16 protein-coding genes are annotated in these 16,150 nt (G+C 65.2%); 6 read left to right on the top strand and 10 right to left on the bottom strand.

Features of this window, described 5'->3' with window-relative positions:
- Positions 1-11: 11 nt before the first annotated feature.
- Genes AC24YW_RS13295 through soxX form a run of 5 tightly spaced genes read right to left on the bottom strand, consistent with a single transcriptional unit; the run spans position 12 to position 2,396 of the window.
- The gene (locus AC24YW_RS13295) at positions 12-317 is read right to left on the bottom strand and encodes a hypothetical protein (protein ID WP_487483148.1); all 306 of its coding nucleotides are present in this window, start codon (positions 315-317) and stop codon (positions 12-14) included.
- Positions 314-1,177 carry a sulfur oxidation c-type cytochrome SoxA gene (gene soxA, locus AC24YW_RS13290; protein ID WP_487483147.1) on the bottom strand — a complete coding sequence of 288 codons (864 nt, stop codon included), beginning with the start codon at positions 1,175-1,177 and terminating at the stop codon, positions 314-316. The genes AC24YW_RS13295 and soxA overlap by 4 nt, the downstream gene beginning before the upstream one ends.
- A complete protein-coding gene (gene soxZ, locus AC24YW_RS13285; RefSeq protein ID WP_487483146.1) occupies positions 1,177-1,488 on the bottom strand; it encodes a thiosulfate oxidation carrier complex protein SoxZ in 312 nt (103 codons plus the stop codon). Before soxZ ends, soxA begins: the two co-directional genes overlap by 1 nt.
- A gap of 15 nt (positions 1,489-1,503) precedes the next feature.
- Complete coding sequence (gene soxY / locus AC24YW_RS13280; protein ID WP_487483145.1) at positions 1,504-2,013, bottom strand: thiosulfate oxidation carrier protein SoxY; 510 nt, start codon at positions 2,011-2,013, stop codon at positions 1,504-1,506.
- 26 nt (positions 2,014-2,039) lie between these two features.
- Positions 2,040-2,396 (bottom strand): sulfur oxidation c-type cytochrome SoxX, encoded by a 357-nt coding sequence (soxX, locus tag AC24YW_RS13275; protein ID WP_487483144.1) that lies wholly within the window; start codon positions 2,394-2,396, stop codon positions 2,040-2,042.
- Between the two features lie 219 nt (positions 2,397-2,615).
- Here soxX and AC24YW_RS13270 point away from each other — a divergent pair, with 219 nt between their 5' ends.
- Positions 2,616-3,287 carry a DUF938 domain-containing protein gene (locus AC24YW_RS13270; RefSeq protein WP_487483143.1) on the top strand — a complete coding sequence of 224 codons (672 nt, stop codon included), beginning with the start codon at positions 2,616-2,618 and terminating at the stop codon, positions 3,285-3,287.
- Positions 3,288-3,476: 189 nt separating this feature from the next.
- Here AC24YW_RS13270 and AC24YW_RS13265 read toward each other — a convergent pair whose 3' ends face one another.
- Positions 3,477-5,546 (bottom strand): prolyl oligopeptidase family serine peptidase, encoded by a 2,070-nt coding sequence (locus AC24YW_RS13265; protein WP_487483142.1) that lies wholly within the window; start codon positions 5,544-5,546, stop codon positions 3,477-3,479.
- A gap of 188 nt (positions 5,547-5,734) precedes the next feature.
- On the opposite strand from AC24YW_RS13265, the gene AC24YW_RS13260 reads away from it, so the two are divergent.
- Complete coding sequence (locus AC24YW_RS13260) at positions 5,735-6,982, top strand: MFS transporter (RefSeq protein ID WP_487483141.1); 1,248 nt, start codon at positions 5,735-5,737, stop codon at positions 6,980-6,982.
- A gap of 221 nt (positions 6,983-7,203) precedes the next feature.
- A complete protein-coding gene (locus AC24YW_RS13255; RefSeq protein WP_487483140.1) occupies positions 7,204-8,448 on the top strand; it encodes an MFS transporter in 1,245 nt (414 codons plus the stop codon).
- Between the two features lie 7 nt (positions 8,449-8,455).
- Here AC24YW_RS13255 and AC24YW_RS13250 read toward each other — a convergent pair whose 3' ends face one another.
- Together AC24YW_RS13250 and AC24YW_RS13245 are read right to left on the bottom strand one after the other, a co-directional pair.
- Positions 8,456-9,946, bottom strand: coding sequence for a M48 family metalloprotease (locus AC24YW_RS13250; protein ID WP_487483309.1), 1,491 nt, complete (start codon positions 9,944-9,946; stop codon positions 8,456-8,458).
- 35 nt (positions 9,947-9,981) lie between these two features.
- Positions 9,982-10,833 carry a thermonuclease family protein gene (locus AC24YW_RS13245; RefSeq protein WP_487483139.1) on the bottom strand — a complete coding sequence of 284 codons (852 nt, stop codon included), beginning with the start codon at positions 10,831-10,833 and terminating at the stop codon, positions 9,982-9,984.
- Between the two features lie 274 nt (positions 10,834-11,107).
- Here AC24YW_RS13245 and AC24YW_RS13240 point away from each other — a divergent pair, with 274 nt between their 5' ends.
- The 3 genes from AC24YW_RS13240 (at position 11,108) to AC24YW_RS13230 (ending at position 13,975) form a co-directional block, all read left to right on the top strand.
- On the top strand, positions 11,108-12,313 hold the full coding sequence (locus AC24YW_RS13240) for an ABC transporter substrate-binding protein (protein WP_487483138.1): 1,206 nt from the start codon (positions 11,108-11,110) through the stop codon (positions 12,311-12,313).
- 124 nt (positions 12,314-12,437) lie between these two features.
- Positions 12,438-13,226 carry an enoyl-CoA hydratase gene (locus AC24YW_RS13235; RefSeq protein ID WP_487483137.1) on the top strand — a complete coding sequence of 263 codons (789 nt, stop codon included), beginning with the start codon at positions 12,438-12,440 and terminating at the stop codon, positions 13,224-13,226.
- Positions 13,227-13,228: 2 nt separating this feature from the next.
- Complete coding sequence (locus tag AC24YW_RS13230; RefSeq protein ID WP_487483136.1) at positions 13,229-13,975, top strand: VOC family protein; 747 nt, start codon at positions 13,229-13,231, stop codon at positions 13,973-13,975.
- A 183-nt stretch (positions 13,976-14,158) separates the two neighbouring features.
- Here AC24YW_RS13230 and AC24YW_RS13225 read toward each other — a convergent pair whose 3' ends face one another.
- Both AC24YW_RS13225 and AC24YW_RS13220 read right to left on the bottom strand, forming a co-directional pair.
- Positions 14,159-14,971, bottom strand: a complete 813-nt coding sequence (locus AC24YW_RS13225) for an enoyl-CoA hydratase/isomerase family protein (RefSeq protein ID WP_487483135.1) — start codon at positions 14,969-14,971, stop codon at positions 14,159-14,161.
- Positions 14,972-14,988: 17 nt separating this feature from the next.
- Positions 14,989-16,149: an acyl-CoA dehydrogenase family protein gene (locus tag AC24YW_RS13220; protein ID WP_487483134.1), complete on the bottom strand. Its 1,161-nt coding sequence runs from the start codon at positions 16,147-16,149 to the stop codon at positions 14,989-14,991.
- Position 16,150: the final 1 nt, after the last annotated feature.

Here is a 16,150-nt window from a genome sequence, read left to right as displayed (position 1 = left end):
CACGGGGCAGTCTAGCGGATTTCCATCGCCTTCCAGGCTTCTTTTTCGGAGGTAGCCTGGAAGATCGACGCCTTCGCCAGCGCTTCCGCCTCCTTCGCCGCGGCCACCGCACGGTCGAAATCGCCGCCATCGGCAGCCCGTTTCGCTGCCGCCAGCGCAGATACGGTCACCGTCCACTGGTTGCGCATGCCGGCCGCCTCCTTCGAGGCGGCTTCCGCGGCGGCATAGGCCGCCTCGTAGTCCGCCTCGCTCGCCGCGCGCGCGGATGGCGCAAGGCTCAAGGCGAGCAGCATGGCCAAGCTGAGTGACCGCTTCATGGCCGTGATCCCGGTCCCGAGATCGGCAGGCCGTTGGCGACGTAGGACAGGAAATATTCGACGTCGCGATATTCATCCGACTGCGGCTCCAGCGGGACCGCGCGGGTCTGGCTGTTGCAGGTGACGAAGCGGCGGCTGGTCGTGCCCATGCCGCTCCATTCGGAACGGTAGATCGGCATCGCGTTGAGGATGCCGAGCGCCGGGGCCAGGGTCTCGGCGCGGATGCGCTCGCCCGGGCTCTGCACATGGCAGCTCGCGCAGGAGAAATTCATCTGGCCGCGCCGCGTGTAGAAATAGCGCTTGCCGTTCTCGTACGCCGCCAGCGCGCGGGGATCGTCGGGAATCTCGATGTCCATCGGCTTGCCGCGCGAGGTATAGGTCATGTAGGCGGTGAGCGAGGCCATCTCGTCCTTGACGTAGGAATAGGGCGCCTCGCCATTGGCCTCGCGGCAGCGGTTGAGCGCGAGCTCCAGCGTGATGACCTTGCCTTCGCCGCTGTCGAAGTACGGATAGTTCTGGCGGACGGCGATGCCGCCGTTCGGGAAGCAGTCGGCATAGGTCTTGCCGTTCCTGAATGGGGTCGAGAACATCTCCTTGCCGGCCTCGAGCGCGAACTCGTAAGGAGGGAATTCCTCCTTCTCCTGCCACTGCCGTTTCATGTCCTCGTTCATGGAATAAGGACCGTTGACGAAATCCTCGTGCTTCACGTTCGGAAACTTCCGGAAGAAGAAGTTCTGGAACGCCCTGGCATCGGCGACGGGATCGACCTTGTCGGCCGCGACCACGTCCGGAGAGGTAAGGGCGAACGCGACGAGCCCGGCGACGAGCGAGCCAAGCAGGAGGTGGATGCGGGCGTTCATCACGCGATCTTCGCGGTGATCGTATCCGAGCCGCCCTTGTTGTCGGTCCAGGAGATCTTGAGCTCGTCGCCCTTCCTGGCGCCCTTGAAGCTGAACTTCACGTAAGGATCCTTGGAGACCGCGGTCCCCCAATCGGCGACGAAAACGTCCTTGCCGTTGCATTCGAACTTCAGCTGCTGGATGAAATGCGCCGGGATCAACTCGCCCTTGGAATCCTTGACGAGCCCGGTGTCCATGGGGTGCTGGATCAGCGCCTGCACCTCGGTGATGTCGCCGTTCGATGTTGCGCGCACGCGAATGCTGGAAGCCATGTCGAACTGCCTCATTTAGCCGCCGCAACCGCCGACGGTGACCTTGACCTCCTTGGTCGCGCTGTAGAGCTTGCCGTCGGCCTCTACGATCGCGGTCAGTTTGGTGGTCCTGGCCATCTTCAGCCGGTTGGCGACGGCAGGGATCGTGCCATCGGGAATCCTGTAGCTGGCCGCCAGCACGTTCGGGTTCTCCGCCACGAAGAACGAGATCGAGGTGACCTTGTCCAACGTCGTCGTCACCGAGATCGGCACGACGCCGCCGTTCTCGGCGATCTCCGGCGCATCCAGCTTGACCTTGTCCGACGGCTCGGCGGCCTTGCCGTAGAGCGCCTTGATCGCATCCGCCTCGCTCTTCTGCCTGAAGGCCTCTTCCGGATATTTGTCGTTCGCCGCGGCGCGCGCGGGCGCGAACGGCAGATTGCCGAGGCCGAGCAGCGCCACGGAGGCGGCGCCCTGAAGGATCAGGCGCCGCGTCGGATGAGGCCTCCAATGAGGCTCGGAATGAGGCTTGGGGGTCGTGGTCATCTCAAGTCTCCTGGGGCCGCCGGAGATTACAGCGTCTGCAGGAAATCAACGATCGCGTCGATCTCCTGTTCGGTCAAAATCCGGTTCCGGCCGAACGGCGGCATCATGGTTTGCGGATTGCGCTTGGTCTCATCGAAGATGATCGCGACCAGCTCGCTGCGATCGGGGTATTTGGCCTTGATGTCCTTCAGTTCCGGTCCGATCGTCCCCGGCAGGTCGCCGCCCTTGATGACGTGGCAGGTGAGGCAATTGCCCTTGCCGCGGTCGAAGGCGAGCTTCTGGCCTTCCGCCACGGTGGATTGCGCCCCCGCCAGGATTATGGCCGTGCTGGCCAGGAGGGCCAGTGCGCCAAGCAGAGCGGGCATGCGAGGAAAAGCGATCAAGGCATCGTCCCGGAACGTTGTCTCGATGATCTCGTTTGCGGAATTGTTCAGAAGCACAAAGGCCATCGCCTGACAATCAAGACTATGCACGCGACAAAATGAAGTTAATATCCGCCCTATTGCAACTGACGAGTTAGTTCGTTCATTCGATGGGCGCGGACGCGTAGATTGTTTTCGGGCGTTTGGCCTTTTTCTGGTTCGCATTTTTGGAGACGGCTCTTGGCTGATTATGTGGTCGAATTTGGCAGAGATGGCGGACGGGTCGAGCCGGATGGCCGGCTCGATGCGCCGGCCTTCCATCGCAATCACGAAGCGATCTGGACAGCGCTGGAAAAGCATCTCGTGGATGCGACAGGAAACGTCGTGGAACTCGGCAGCGGAACCGGGCAGCACGTGGTGCATTTCGCCCGTCGCACGCCCGGCCTGATCTGGTGGCCGAGCGATCTCAACCAGCGCCACCTCAAGAGCATCGAAGCCTGGCGCGTGCATGCGGGCCTGCCGAACATCCGCCCGCCCCTGCGCATCGACCTTACCGATCCCGACTGGTGTCCGGAAATGAAAAGCGGGCAGGGTCCGACCAGCCTCGCGGCCGTGTTCTGCGCCAATGTCATTCACATCGCGCCCTGGGCCGTGGCCGAAGGCCTGTTCGCCGGCGCGGGCCGTTATTTGCGCCGTGACGGCAAGCTGTTCCTCTACGGCCCCTTCAAGCGCGACGGCAAGCACACTGCGCTCAGCAACGCGGTGTTCGACACCTCCTTGCGCGAGGGCAATCCCGAATGGGGTGTGCGCGACGTCGTCGATGTCGAGAAGCTCGCGAAGGCGGCAGGCCTCGGCCTCGTCGATACGATCGAAATGCCCGCGAATAATTTCACGCTAGTGTTTGCGCGCTGAGCCGCAGCGGTAGTGCGCACCCTCTCCCGCTTGCGGGAGAGGGTTGGGGAGAGGGTGTCTCCGCGATGGGATACCCCCGAGAAGAGAAAGCCCTCACCCGCCGCGCTCTTCGAGCGCGTCGGCCTCTCCCGCAAGCGGGAGAGGCAAGAACCCGGCCGCCGGGCTTGGGCTGATGCAGTCAAGAGGCCGTCACGCCTCGCCATCCTTCCACCCGATCTTCTCCTTCAAGAACCGATAACCCAGCACCTCGAAGCCGGCGCGCTCCTTGTTGTCCTTGCCGTAGCCATGGCCGCCCGCGGCGGGCTCGTAGAACCATGCCTCATAGCCCATGGCTTGGAGCTTGGCTGCCATCTTGCGGGCATGGCCGGGATGGACGCGGTCGTCGCGCCGCGTCGTCGCGATCAGGATGGGCGGGTACGACTGGCCGTCCCTGACGTTGTGATAGGCGGAGTAGGTCTTCAGCCATTCCCATTCGTCGGGCTTGTCGGGATCGCCATATTCCGCGATCCAGCTCGCGCCTGCGAGCAGCTTGGTGTAGCGGCGCATGTCGATCAGCGGGATGGTGCAGAACAATGCGCCGAAACGCTCGGGGTAGCGCACCAGCATGTTGGTGATGAGGATGCCGCCGTTCGACCCGCCTTGCGCGGCGATGCGTTTCGGCTGCGTGACGCCGCGCCGGACGAGATCGGCCGCGACCGCGGCGAAATCGTCGTGAGAGAGCTTCTTGCCGGCAAGCCGTCCGGCATCGTGCCAGCGCGTGCCGAATTCGCCGCCGCCGCGCAGATTCGCCTGCACAATCGTGCCACCGCGCTCCAGCCAGAGCTTGCCGAGCGAGGAATTGTAGTATGGCTTCACCGAGAGACCAAAGCCGCCGTAGGCGCTCAGATAGACCGGGGCATCGCCGGTCTCGCCAGCGGGTCCGGTCTGCACATAGGGGATGCGCTCGCCGTCAACGGAGATGGCCTCGTGCTGCGTCACTTTGAGGCCATCGGCGGTGAACGTCTTCGGCGCCTGCTTCAGCACGATCGGGCTTGCGACGCCGCGCTCGATCAGCAGCAGCGAGGGCGGCGTCAGCGGATCCTGCACATTGGCGAGCAGATCGCCGTTGCTCTCGGATGGATGACGATCGAGCGTCCAGACATCGACGACGCCGATTTGCGGCAGGCCGGCAAGCGTCTCGCGGCTCCAGCCGGCCGCAGACGGCGTGCAAATCTCGAAGCGTGGGCGCAGTTCGTCGAGGATCGACAGCACAAGCTTGCCCGCCGCCCAGAACAGGCCCTGCAAGGCGCGCCGCGGCGCCGGCTCGAACAGCACCGCAAAGTCGCGGCTGCCGGCAAGGAACGCCGACAGCGAGATGCCGAGCACGGTGTCAGTGGCGTAGGTCCGCTCCCCGGCCGCCCAGTCCTTGCGCAACTTCATCGCGAACCAGTCGCCATGGGCCTGCATCCAGATGCCGGTCGGCAGATCGAGCTTCGTCGTCGTGCCGGCCGCATCGCGCAGCCAAATCGCGTGGTTGAAGAAGTCGATCTGGTCGACGATCCACACGCGCGGCGCCGGCCCGGTGTCGTCGGTATTGCCATAGATCACCATGTGATCGGCATTGGTCTCGGCGATGACCTCGGCCTGATCGACCGCCTGGCCGCGCCGCCACAGCCGAACCGTTCGCGCATAGCCCGAACTCGTCGCCATGCCCTCGCCAAACGCGCTCGACAGCAGCAGCGTGTCGGCATCGAGCCAGTCGACGCCGCCCTTCGCCTCCGGTAGCGCAAAGCCGTTCGCCACGAAGCGCTTCGTCGCCATGTTGAATTCCCGCAGCGTCACGGCATCGCTGCCGCCGCGCGACAGGCTCAGAATCACGCGTGAGCTCCCCGGCATACTGGCGATCCCGCCGAGCAGCCAGTCCTCGTTTTCGTCCTGCGCGAGCTGATCGATGTCCAGCATGATCTCCCATGCCGGGTTGGCTTTGCGAAACTCGGCCAACGTGGTTCGCCGCCACTGGCCGCGCGGGTTGGCGGCGTCCTTCCAGAGATTGTGCAGATCGGAGCCGCGCCGGCTGACGTAGGGAATGTTGTCGGAGCGGTCGTAGATCGCGGCAAGGAGATCGCGGTCGTGCTCGAAGGCCTTTCCGCCGAAGGCGCTGAGTGTCAGGCTGTTCTGCCGCTCGACGAAGTCGAGCGCCTGCCGGCCCTCGATCTCCTCCAGCCACAGCCAGGGATCGTCGTCGGGAGCTTGCAGCGTGGGCCTATCGTCGACGGACATGAAGGTAACTCCCGGGAAGATCGCGGCGGATAGGATTTGATCGAGCGCAAGCCGTCAAGCTCGCGCGCCGCTATCGTTCCGGCGATTGCGTCAGGGGCATGGCCTGCGCCCGTTTGCGCCGGTTGCCGGCCCTCTCTCACCCCTCCATAGTGCCGCGAATCAACAGAGCCCTTCGGGCGGAAATGCCGATGCTGGACGTGACTGCCGCCAATGAGATCACCGACGATGCCCGCGTGCGGGCCAACGTGGTGCGCCTCGCCGCCGCGCAGGCGCTGACCGGCGCCAATTCGGCGGTGATCTTCGCCACCGGCGCGATCGTCGGCGCCACGCTCGCGCCGGACATCTCGTTCGCGACCGTGCCCATCTCGATGTATGTGGTCGGGCTCGCCGCCGGCACGCTGCCGACCGGCGCGATCTCGCGCCGCTTCGGCCGCCGCGCTGCCTTCGTCGTCGGCACCGGCCTCGGCACGCTCACCGGTCTGCTCGGCTCGTTCGCGATCCTGCGCGGCTCGTTCGCGCTGTTTTGTCTCGCGACCTTTCTCGGCGGCCTCTACGGCGCGGTGGCGCAATCCTATCGCTTCGCGGCCGCCGATGGCGCCAGTGCGGCCTACCGGCCCAAGGCGGTATCCTGGGTGATGGCGGGCGGCGTGTTCGCCGGCGTGCTCGGTCCGCAGCTCGTGCAATGGACGATGGATGTCTGGCAGCCTTATCTGTTCGCCTTCAGCTTCCTGGTGCAGGCCGCCGTCGCGCTTGTAGCGATGGGCATCGTCGCCGGCGTCGATATGCCGAAACCCGCGCCGGCCGATCTGCATGGTGGCCGGCCGCTGCTCACGATCGTGACACAGCCGCGCTTCATCGCGGCGGCGCTGTGCGGCGTCATCTCTTATCCCATGATGAACCTGGTCATGACCTCGGCGCCGCTCGCGATGAAGCTGTGCGGCCTGTCCGTGTCCGATTCCAATTTCGGCCTGCAATGGCACATCGTTGCGATGTATGGGCCGAGCTTCTTCACGGGCGCGCTGATCGCGCGCTTCGGCGCCCCGAAGATCGTCGCCGCCGGCTTGCTGCTGGAAGCGGGCGCCGCCACAATCGGTCTCTCCGGCCTCACAGCGATGCATTTCTGGGCGACGCTGATCGTGCTCGGCGTCGGCTGGAATTTCGCCTTCATCGGCGCTTCCGCGCTGGTGCTGGAGACGCATCGCCCGCAGGAGCGCAACAAGGTGCAGGCCTTCAACGATTTCCTGGTGTTCGGCATGATGGCGATCGGCTCGTTCTCGTCGGGCCAGCTGCTCGCCAATTACGGCTGGTCCGCGGTAAACCTCGTGGTGTTCCCGCCGGTGCTGCTGGGTCTTGCCGTGCTCTCGCTGGTCTCCTGGGCGAAGCGCCGCAAGGCGCGGCTGGAGGCAGCCATGGGCGAGTTCCCGGACGCGGTGTGAGTGGCGGGAGGTTGTCAGCAGCGTTGATGCTTCGATCCAGATCGAAATGATTTTCGGGAGTGCGCTTGGTACATGATGCTCGTCATGGACAGGCTCATCAGGCTATCAACGCCCTTCAATTTCTGCCGTCATTCCGGGGCACCCGAAGGGTGAACCCGGAATCTCGAGATTCCGGGTTCGATGCTTCGCATCGCCCCGGAATGACGGTGAGGAGCAGACAGATGCTCGACAATCCTCAGACCCCAGCGGCCGACGAATCCTCGCTCCGTTACGAAGGCTGGCGCATCGTCGCGGTCTGCTTCCTGCTCGCGACCTTCGGCTGGGGGCTCGGCTTCTACGGCCAGAGCGTCTATGTCGCCGAGCTGCAGCGCGCGCGGGGCTGGCCGGCCTCGCTGATCTCCTCCGGCACCACGTTCTTCTACCTGTTCGGCGCGCTGCTGGTCGTCTTCGTCGGCGAGGCCGTGCGGAAATTCGGCCCGCGGCTCAGCCTGATCGCCGGGACGCTGGCAATGGCGGCCGCTGCGGTCGCGATCGGCGCGGTGCGGGAGCCCTGGCAGCTCTACCTCGCCGATGCCGTGCTCGCCTTCGGCTGGGCCGGCACCAGTCTGGCCATGATCACCAACACGATCAGCCTGTGGTTCGATAAGAAGCGCGGCATGGCGATCAGTCTCGCGCTCAATGGCGCCAGCTTCGGCGGCATCGCCGGCGTGCCGCTGCTGGTGGCATTGATCGGCCATATCGGCTTTGCCGGTGCGATGTACGCTGCCGCCGGCGCCATGCTGGTGCTGCTTGTGCCGGTCATCCTCCTTCTCGTCGGTAGCCCGCCCGATCGCCACGGCTGGCGCGCGACGGCGAAGGCGGAGCCGCAATCATCGACGGAGATCCGCGCCTGGGCGCTGCGGGACGCCGGCTTCCTCACGGTGACGATCGCCTTCGCCCTGGTGCTGTTCGCCCAGGTCGGCTTCATCGTGCATCTGATCTCGTTCCTCGATCCCGTGATCGGACGCGAGCGCGCCGCCGTGGCCGTCGCGGTGCTGACCGCGATGGCGGTGGTCGGTCGCGTGCTGTTCTCGCTGGTGATCGACCGCCTGGATCAGCGCCTCGCGTCCGCGCTGTCGTTCCTCAGCCAGGCCGCCGCGCTTCTCGTGGTCATAAACCTGCACAACGATTTCGTGCTGATCGCGGCCTGCGCCGTGTTCGGCTTTTCGGTCGGCAACCTCATCACGCTGCCCTCGCTCATCGTGCAGCAGGAGTTCGATTCCGCCGCCTTCGGCGTGCTGATCAGCCTCAACACCGCCATCAACCAGGTGACCTACGCGTTCGGCCCCGGCGTGGTCGGCTTCCTGCGCGATCTCTCCGGCGGCTATGCGCTGCCCTTCTATCTCTGCATCGCGCTGGAGGTGATGGCTGCGGCGCTGATCATGGTGCGGGGAAAGCCGCGTCTATCCGGGACGGCGCGCGCCTAGCGATGCCTCAGTCCGCCACGATCTTGACGCGGTCGCGCACCTTCACCTGCGCGGTGCGATCGAGGCCGTTCAGCACGCGGAAGCGCTCGGCGGGATGGTCGACGCCGGCCATGCGGTGGGAGAGCGACTCCACGGTGTCGCCCGGCTGCACGGTGATGACCTTGATGCGCAGCGGGCGCGCGGCCTGGATTTCCTCCAGCGTCAGGCGGCGGAACGAGTTGACGGTCTCGCGCGCATTGCGCTCGCTCTCGGTCGATTTCTGCCGTGCCGCGAAGATTAAGCGATAGACGTCGCTGCCGAAGCGCAGCGCATAGACCTTGAACTGCCACTGGTCGCCCTTGGCGGTGGCGGATGCCGCCGGAAAACCATTGATGGTGAGGTCCTCGGTCGAGGCCTTCTCGACGCCTTCCATCCAGCCGGAGTTGAGATAGTCGCCGAGCGACTGCTCCGCCGGCACGCGCACGACGTCGAAGCGCATCGCCTGCGCGCCGCCCTCGCGCACGCCGATCACGGCCTGCGCGGTGTTGTCGAGCGTGAAATTGTCCGGCGCCTGGAAGGTGAAGCCGAGCTTCGGATGCAGGAAGCGTCGGCCGCGGACAAAGCCTTCGCTGGGGTCTTCGCCATAGACGAGGTTGTCGATCGCGGCGAGATAGCTTTCGCGATCACGCTCGGCGCCTTCGGGCGCCGCGTATTGGCGGGCGATATTCTGCGCGTTCTGCACGCGTTCCGGAGTTGCCGGATGCGACGAGGTGAAGTCCTGCGCGCGCGGATCGAGCGAACTCTTGCCGGCCTTCAGCTCGGCATTGCGCTCCATTGCGGACAGGAAGCGCGCCGCGCCGTAAGGGTCGAAATGCGCCTTGGCGGAGATGCCGACGCCGATGCCGTCGGCCTCGAACTCCTGCTTGCGCGAGAAGCTCGCCATGGTGAGCTTGGTCTTGGCCAGCGCCAGCGCGGTGAGGTCGGGATCGTTGCTCATGTCGGTGACGACGCGGGTGACGATCGCGGCCTGGCGGGCCTGGTCCTCGCGCATCGCCGCGTGCTTGGACAGCACATGCGCCATCTCGTGGCTGAGCACGGAGGACAGTTCGGAGGTGTCGCTGGCGAGCGCAAGCAGGCCGCGCGTGACATAGAGCTGGCCGTTGGGCAGCGCGAAGGCGTTCACCGCCCCGGAATTGAGGATGGTGACCTTGTAGCCCTGGTCGGGCCGATCGGAGGCCGCGACCAGCCGGTCGACGGTCTTGCTGACAAGCGCTTCGAGCTTGGGATCGTCATAGGTCCCGCCATAGCTCGCCAGGATGCGCTCGTGCTCCTTCTCGGTGGCCGGGGTTTGGGCGACCGCGGGCTTCGGCTTCGGCATCGCCACGGCCGGTGGGGTCGCCGCAGTCTGGAACCGGCCCATATCGCCGCAGCCGGCGAGAAGTCCGCCCAGCACAAGGCAAAGCGCGGCCGGCGCAGCCCGCAGGCGGCGGCAATCGCCCAGTCCGTGCCGTTCTAGCACCCCATTCACGTCGCTTAACCCGTGCCTGGCCTGTTTTAAGGCCTTACCCCTGTCGGCTCGTTTGCGCCCAGCAACTCGATCTGCCCCACGGAGCGCACATCGATCCGCGGCCCCGTATTCCCCTCAACCCAGCCCCGAACGCGAATACGCCGACTTTCCAGGGACTTAAGGGCCATACCGGCGCTCTCGAACGCCGCTAGCGTGCGCTTTGAAATAGTCACGGCAAAGCCGCGTGTCCAGTTTCGTCCGAAGTTGAGGTAGGTCGTTGCCCCAGCTTGCCGGACCGACAGGACTTTGCCCTCGACCACCGTAAAGCGCCCGATCTCCGCCAAAATATCGTCCGGACTTTCCGCGTTTTTTATGGCCGACGGGTCAGCCCAGCTGCCCATTTTTTGGCGCCGCGCCGATGCTTCGGACGCCATCAGGGCGGCCGCGCAGTCCTTGTCCCCGATCTCGGCGGAGGCGATGGCATCGCCCCGGGCGAGCAGCATGGCCTGCACCGTGATGTCGCTTTCGCCGATGAAGACCAGCGCGCTCTGGCGGCCGTAGCGATCGGGCGTATCGTCGGCGCCCCGCAGCATCACGTCGCGGCCGGCGAGGAGCGAGGTCAGCGCCTGCTTCGTGGTCGCGGTCGGCGCGATGCCGCTGAGGCGGATCTCGCGCCCGTCATCGAGCCGCACGCTGCGCGCATCGACGATGGCAGCAACGCGGCCTTCGCCTTGGGACTCGAACTGGCAGGGTGCGGCGAATGCGCGGCCTGATGCGACCAGAACGAATACGACGATGAGATAAAGCAGTCGCGTCACGTGACCCGGAGAGGTTGCGTTGTGCGGCAACCATACCTCATGCGTAGTGAAGCGCGAAGAGGCTTCGTCATACTCCGTCATTGCGAGCGCAGCGAAGCAATCCAGACTGCCTCTGCGGAAAGATTCTGGATTGCTTCGCTGCGCTCGCAATGACGGCGGAGATGCAGTTTGCGTCGTCTCACCATTCCGCTTTGCGGAAAACATGCGCGGTAATCGTGCGCGCATCGCACCTGCGCTTGCTGCGCTCTTGCGCATGCGGCATGATTGCGGCAACAGCGAATAGCCAAGAGCAATAACCCAAGAGCAATAACCAAGCCGCCATCAGAGCACGGCGCGATAAGGGAGGTCGTTTTCGATGAAGACTATTTTGTCCGGCATTTTTGCCGCCGCGTTTGCCCTCAATGCGGGCGCCGCGCAGGCTCAGGACAAGCCGCCGCTGAAGATCGGCGGCATTCTCGACATGTCGAGCCTTTATGCGGATATCACCGGCTCCGGTAGCGAGACTGCGGCGAAGATGGCGGTCGAGGATTTCGGTGGCGAGGTGCTGGGGCGCAAGATCCAGGTGCTGGCGGCCGACCATCAAAACAAGGCCGATCTCTCCGCCAATATTGCCCGCGACATGCTCGACAACCAGGGCGTCGAGATGATCTACGATGTCGCGGCCTCCGCGACCGCACTCGCCGCCGGCGAGATCGCGAAAGCGCGCAACAAGATCATCATGTTCAACGGGCCGGGCTCGATCCGTCTCTCCAACGAAGCCTGCGGCCCCTACACCATCCACTACGTGTTCGACACTTACGGTCAGGCCAACGTGACCGGCCTCGCAACCGTGAAGTCGGGCCTCGACAGCTGGTTCTTCCTCACCGCCGATTACGCCTTCGGCCAGGATCTGGAAAAGGACACCAGCGCCGTCGTGACCAAGACCGGCGGCAAGGTGCTCGGCAGCGTCCGCCATCCGCTCAACACATCGGATTTCTCGTCCTTCCTGCTCCAGGCCCAGGCCTCCAAGGCCAAGGTGATCGGCCTCGCGAATGCCGGCGGCGACACCATCAACGCCATCAAGCAGGCGGCGGAGTTCGGCATCACCAAGAGCGGCCAGAAAGTCTCGCCGCTGCTCGCCTTCGTCACCGATATCGACTCGATCGGGCTCGAGACCGCGCAGGGGCTGCTGCTCGCGGAAGCGTTCTACTGGGATCTCAACGACGACACGCGTGCGTTCTCGAAGCGCTTCATGGAGCGCACCAAGCGGGTGCCGACCTCGGCCCAGGCCGGAGTCTATTCCTCCATCACGCATTACCTGAAAGCCGTGAAGGCGGCCGGCACGACCGACGCCGCGGCAGTGATCAAGGTGATGAAGGAGACGCCGATCAACGACTTCTTCGCCAAGAACGGCAAGATCCGCGAGGACGGCCGCATGATCCACGACATGTACCTGTTCGAGGTGAAGAAGCCGTCGGAGTCCAAGGGCCGCTGGGACGATTACAAGCTGCTCGCCACCGTTCCCGGCGCCGAGGCGTTCCAGCCCTTGGAGCAGTCGCGCTGCCCGCTGGTGAAGAAGTGACGGCGTGACGTAAGTCACGCCGTCATCCCGGGGCGCGAAGCGAACCCGGGATCTCGAGGTTCCGGGTTCGATGCTTTGCATCGCCCCGGAACGACGGAGGTACAAGCAACAAAGGAAACGCCCCATGAACGACATGGTCCTGCAGAAGCTCGAAGGCGGGCTGCTCACCATCACGATGAACCGGCCGGAGCGGAAGAATGCGCTCAACCCCGAGATGGTCGCCGGGCTGGTCGAGGCGGCGCGGCGCGCGGCTGATGATCCCGAGGTGCGGGCGGTGCTGTTCAAGGGCGCCGGCGGCTCCTTCTGCGTCGGTGGCGACGTCAAATCGATGGCGCAGGGGCGCGCGCCGCTGCCGTTCGAGCAGAAGCTCGCAAACTTGCGCCGCGGCATGGAGGTCTCGCGCATCCTGCATCAGATGCCAAAGCCCGTAGTGGCCCAGCTCGATGGCGCGGCGGCCGGCGCCGGCCTGTCGATGGCGCTGTCCTGCGACCTGCGGATCGCGTCCGAATCCTGCAAGATCACCACCGCTTTTGCCAAGGTCGGCTTCTCCGGTGATTACGGCGGCACCTATTTCCTGACCCAGTTGCTCGGTAGCGCGCGGGCACGTGAGCTCTATCTGATGTCGCCGGTGCTCACCGCGAAGGAGGCGCATGCGATCGGTATGGTGACGAAGGTCGTGCCCGACGCCGAGATCGACGCGGCCGCGCACGAGCTCGCGCGCTCGCTGGCGCAGGGACCCTCGATCGCGCTCGGCTTCATCAAGCGCAACATCAACAACGCCGAGCACCTGGCGCTGGAGGATTGCTTCGACGGCGAGGCGATCCATCACACCCGTTGCGGCGACACCGAGGATCACAAGGAGGCGGCCAAGGCCTTCGTCGAGAAACGCAAGCCGACCTTTAAGGGCGCATGACGATGGCGCCCTATATCCGGCTGCGTCAGATCTGCCTGGTCGCCCCGCAGCTCGAGCCCGTCATCACGGATATCGGTCGGATCATGGGCCTCGCCGTCTGCTACCGCGACGGCAATGTCGCCAAATACGGCCTGGAGAACGCGCTGCTCCCGGTCGACACGATCCTGCTGGAAGTGGTCGCGCCGTTCAAGGACGGCACCACGGCCGGCCGCTTCATCGAAAAGACCGGCGGCCGCGGCGGCTACATGGCGATCTTCTGCTGCGACGACCCGGACGAGCGCGGCCGCAACGCCAATGCGCTCGGCGTGCGCACCGCCAATGTCATCGACCACGCGCCGTATCACGGCGTGCAGCTCCACCCCCGCGACTGCCGCGCCGCCTTCATCGAGTTCAATCACACCGAAGGCAGTGACGACGTTCTGGGCGCCTATCCGCCGGCGGGACCCGACTGGCAGAAATTCATCCGCAAGGATGTGACCGAGGCGCTCACGGCGGTGGAGATGCAGAGCCCGGATCCCGCGGGGCTTGCAGAGCACTGGGGCAGGATCATCGGCGTCGCGCCTGAAGGCACCGAATTGAAGCTGCCCAATGCGACCTTTCGCTTCGTGAAGGGCGCCAGCGAGATCATGAGCGCGCTGGAGTTTCGGGTGGCTGACGTGGCGCAGGTGCTGCATGCCGCCAAGGCGAAGGGTCTCGCGGTCGCAGGCAACGAGTTTCTGCTGGGCGGAGTGACGTTCCGCGTGAGTTGATCGCGCTCAAACCCTCTCCCTGGTTGGAGAGGATGGCTTCGCGCCAGCGAAGCCGGGTGAGGGTTTCTCTCAGCCAGTGAATTACTTGCGGTTGCATGCGCTGAAACAACCCCTCATCCGGCGCTTCGCGCCACCTTCTCCCACAAGGGGAGAAGGAAGAAGAGGCGCTCATCGCCGCGGAAACTACCTTCCCTTGAAGTTCGCGACCCGCCGCTCTTCCGTGGCCTTCACGCCCTCCTTGAAATCCTCCGTCGCGCGCAACCTTGTCTGCTCTTCAAGCTCATGATTGGTCGCGGCCATCACGCGGTCGGCGAGGCCATTGCGCATCGTGGCGCGCGTGGAGAGCAGGCCGAGCGGGGAGCATTCGGCGATCTCGCCGGCGAGCTTCATCGCGGCCGCCTTGACCTGGTCCTGCGGCACCAACTCGTTGGCGAGGCCCCATTTGTAGGCCTCCTCGCCGGTGACGCGGCGGCTGGTGTAGAACATCAGCTCGGCATTGTTTTTGCCGATCAGCTCGGGCAGCGTCACGGTCAGCCCGAAGCCCGGGTGGAAGCCGAGCTTGGTGAAGTTTGCGGAGAAGCGCGCTTCAGGGCAGGTGACGCGGAAGTCGGCGGAGACCGCGAGGCCCAGGCCGCCACCGATGGCCGCGCCCTGCACGGCGGCGACGATCGGCTTCTTGGCGCGGAAGATGCGCACGGCCTGGATGTAGAGATGGTTGATCGGGCCGAGACTGTCGGCCGGATCGCCCTTCTTCTCGGCCTCGCGCGCCTCCTGGGCCTGCCGGGCCGGATCGCCGAAATTCGCACCGGCGCAGAACGCCTTGCCCTGCGCGGACAGCACCGAGCTGCGGATCTCGATGTCGCGGTCGAACTCCTCGAGCGCGTCCGCGATCTGGTTGATCAGCGAGATGTCGAAGAAGTTGAGCGGCGGGCGGCGGATCTCGATGGTGCCGACATGGCCGACCTTCTCGACGCCGATATCTTGATAGGTGCTCATAGTGTTCCTCGATTGAATTAGCGCAAGCCCAATCCGCGGGCGATGATGCCGCGCAGCACCTCGGTGGTGCCGCCCTGGATGGTGAGTTTCGGCGCCGTCTTGATCGCGAAGTCGAGCTGCCGCTCCAAGGTCTCGCGGTTGCTCGCGGTCTCCTCGACGAAGGCAGCGAGATCGCGCACGCGGTGCGGCAGCTGCTGCTCCCAGACCGTTCCGATGTCCTTGACGATGGAGGCCTCGACCACCGGCTCCTTGCCGGCTTCCAGCATGCCGGCGACGGAGACCGACATGCGCCGCATCGTGTGGAGCTGCGCGACCAGGCGGCCGATGCCTTCGGCGCTGCGCGTATCCGGATTTGGGCCGACCGCGCGGACCAGCTCGGTCAGCACGTAGTAGGTTTCGAGGAAGCGCTCGGGGCCCGAGCGCTCATAGGCGAGCTCGCTCGTCGCCTGCTTCCAGGCGCCGTCGACTTCGCCCAGCACGTGATCGTCAGGGATGAAGTGATCGGTGAAGACCACCTCGTTGAATTCATATTGGCCGGTGATCTGGCCGATCGGGTTCACCTTGATGCCCGGCTGCTTCATCTTGACCAGGAACTGGGTCAGGCCGTGGCGGCGGTTCTCCTTGGTCGGCGGCGAGGTCCGGAAGATCGCGATCATGTAGTCGGCGATGTGTGCCGACGAAGTCCAGATCTTGGTGCCGTTGATGAGATAGCCGCCGTCGGTCCTGGTCGCGCGGGTCTTGGCGGCGAACAGGTCGGAGCCCGAGTTCGGCTCGCTCATGCCGATGGCAAAGCAGATCTCGCCGCGGCAGATCCGCGGCAGGATCTCCATCTTGATGTGCTCGGGCGCATATTTCAAAAGCACCGGTCCGCTCTGGCGGTCGGCGACGAAGAAGCGCCGCGTCGGCGCGTTGGCGACGCGCATCTCCTCGGTCACCACGTAGCGCTCGAGGAAGGAGCGTTCCTGGCCGCCATATTTCTTCGGCCAGGTCATGCCGAGCCAGCCCTTGGCGCCGACCCGGCGGGAGAATTCCGGCGCGTCGGTGTCCTCGCGGTTGGGCTTGTGCGGATCGAAAGTGCCAGCGGCGATTTCCTCGGCGAGGAAGGCGCGGACCTCCTTGCGCAATTGCTCGCATTTCTCGGGCAGGCGGATCGGATCGAAACGGAGGGCAGCAGTCATT

It is taken from the genome of Bradyrhizobium sp. USDA3516, assembly GCF_057651995.1.
Note: the sequence above shows the minus strand (reverse complement) of the source record. Positions and strands in the feature narration are given on the sequence as shown.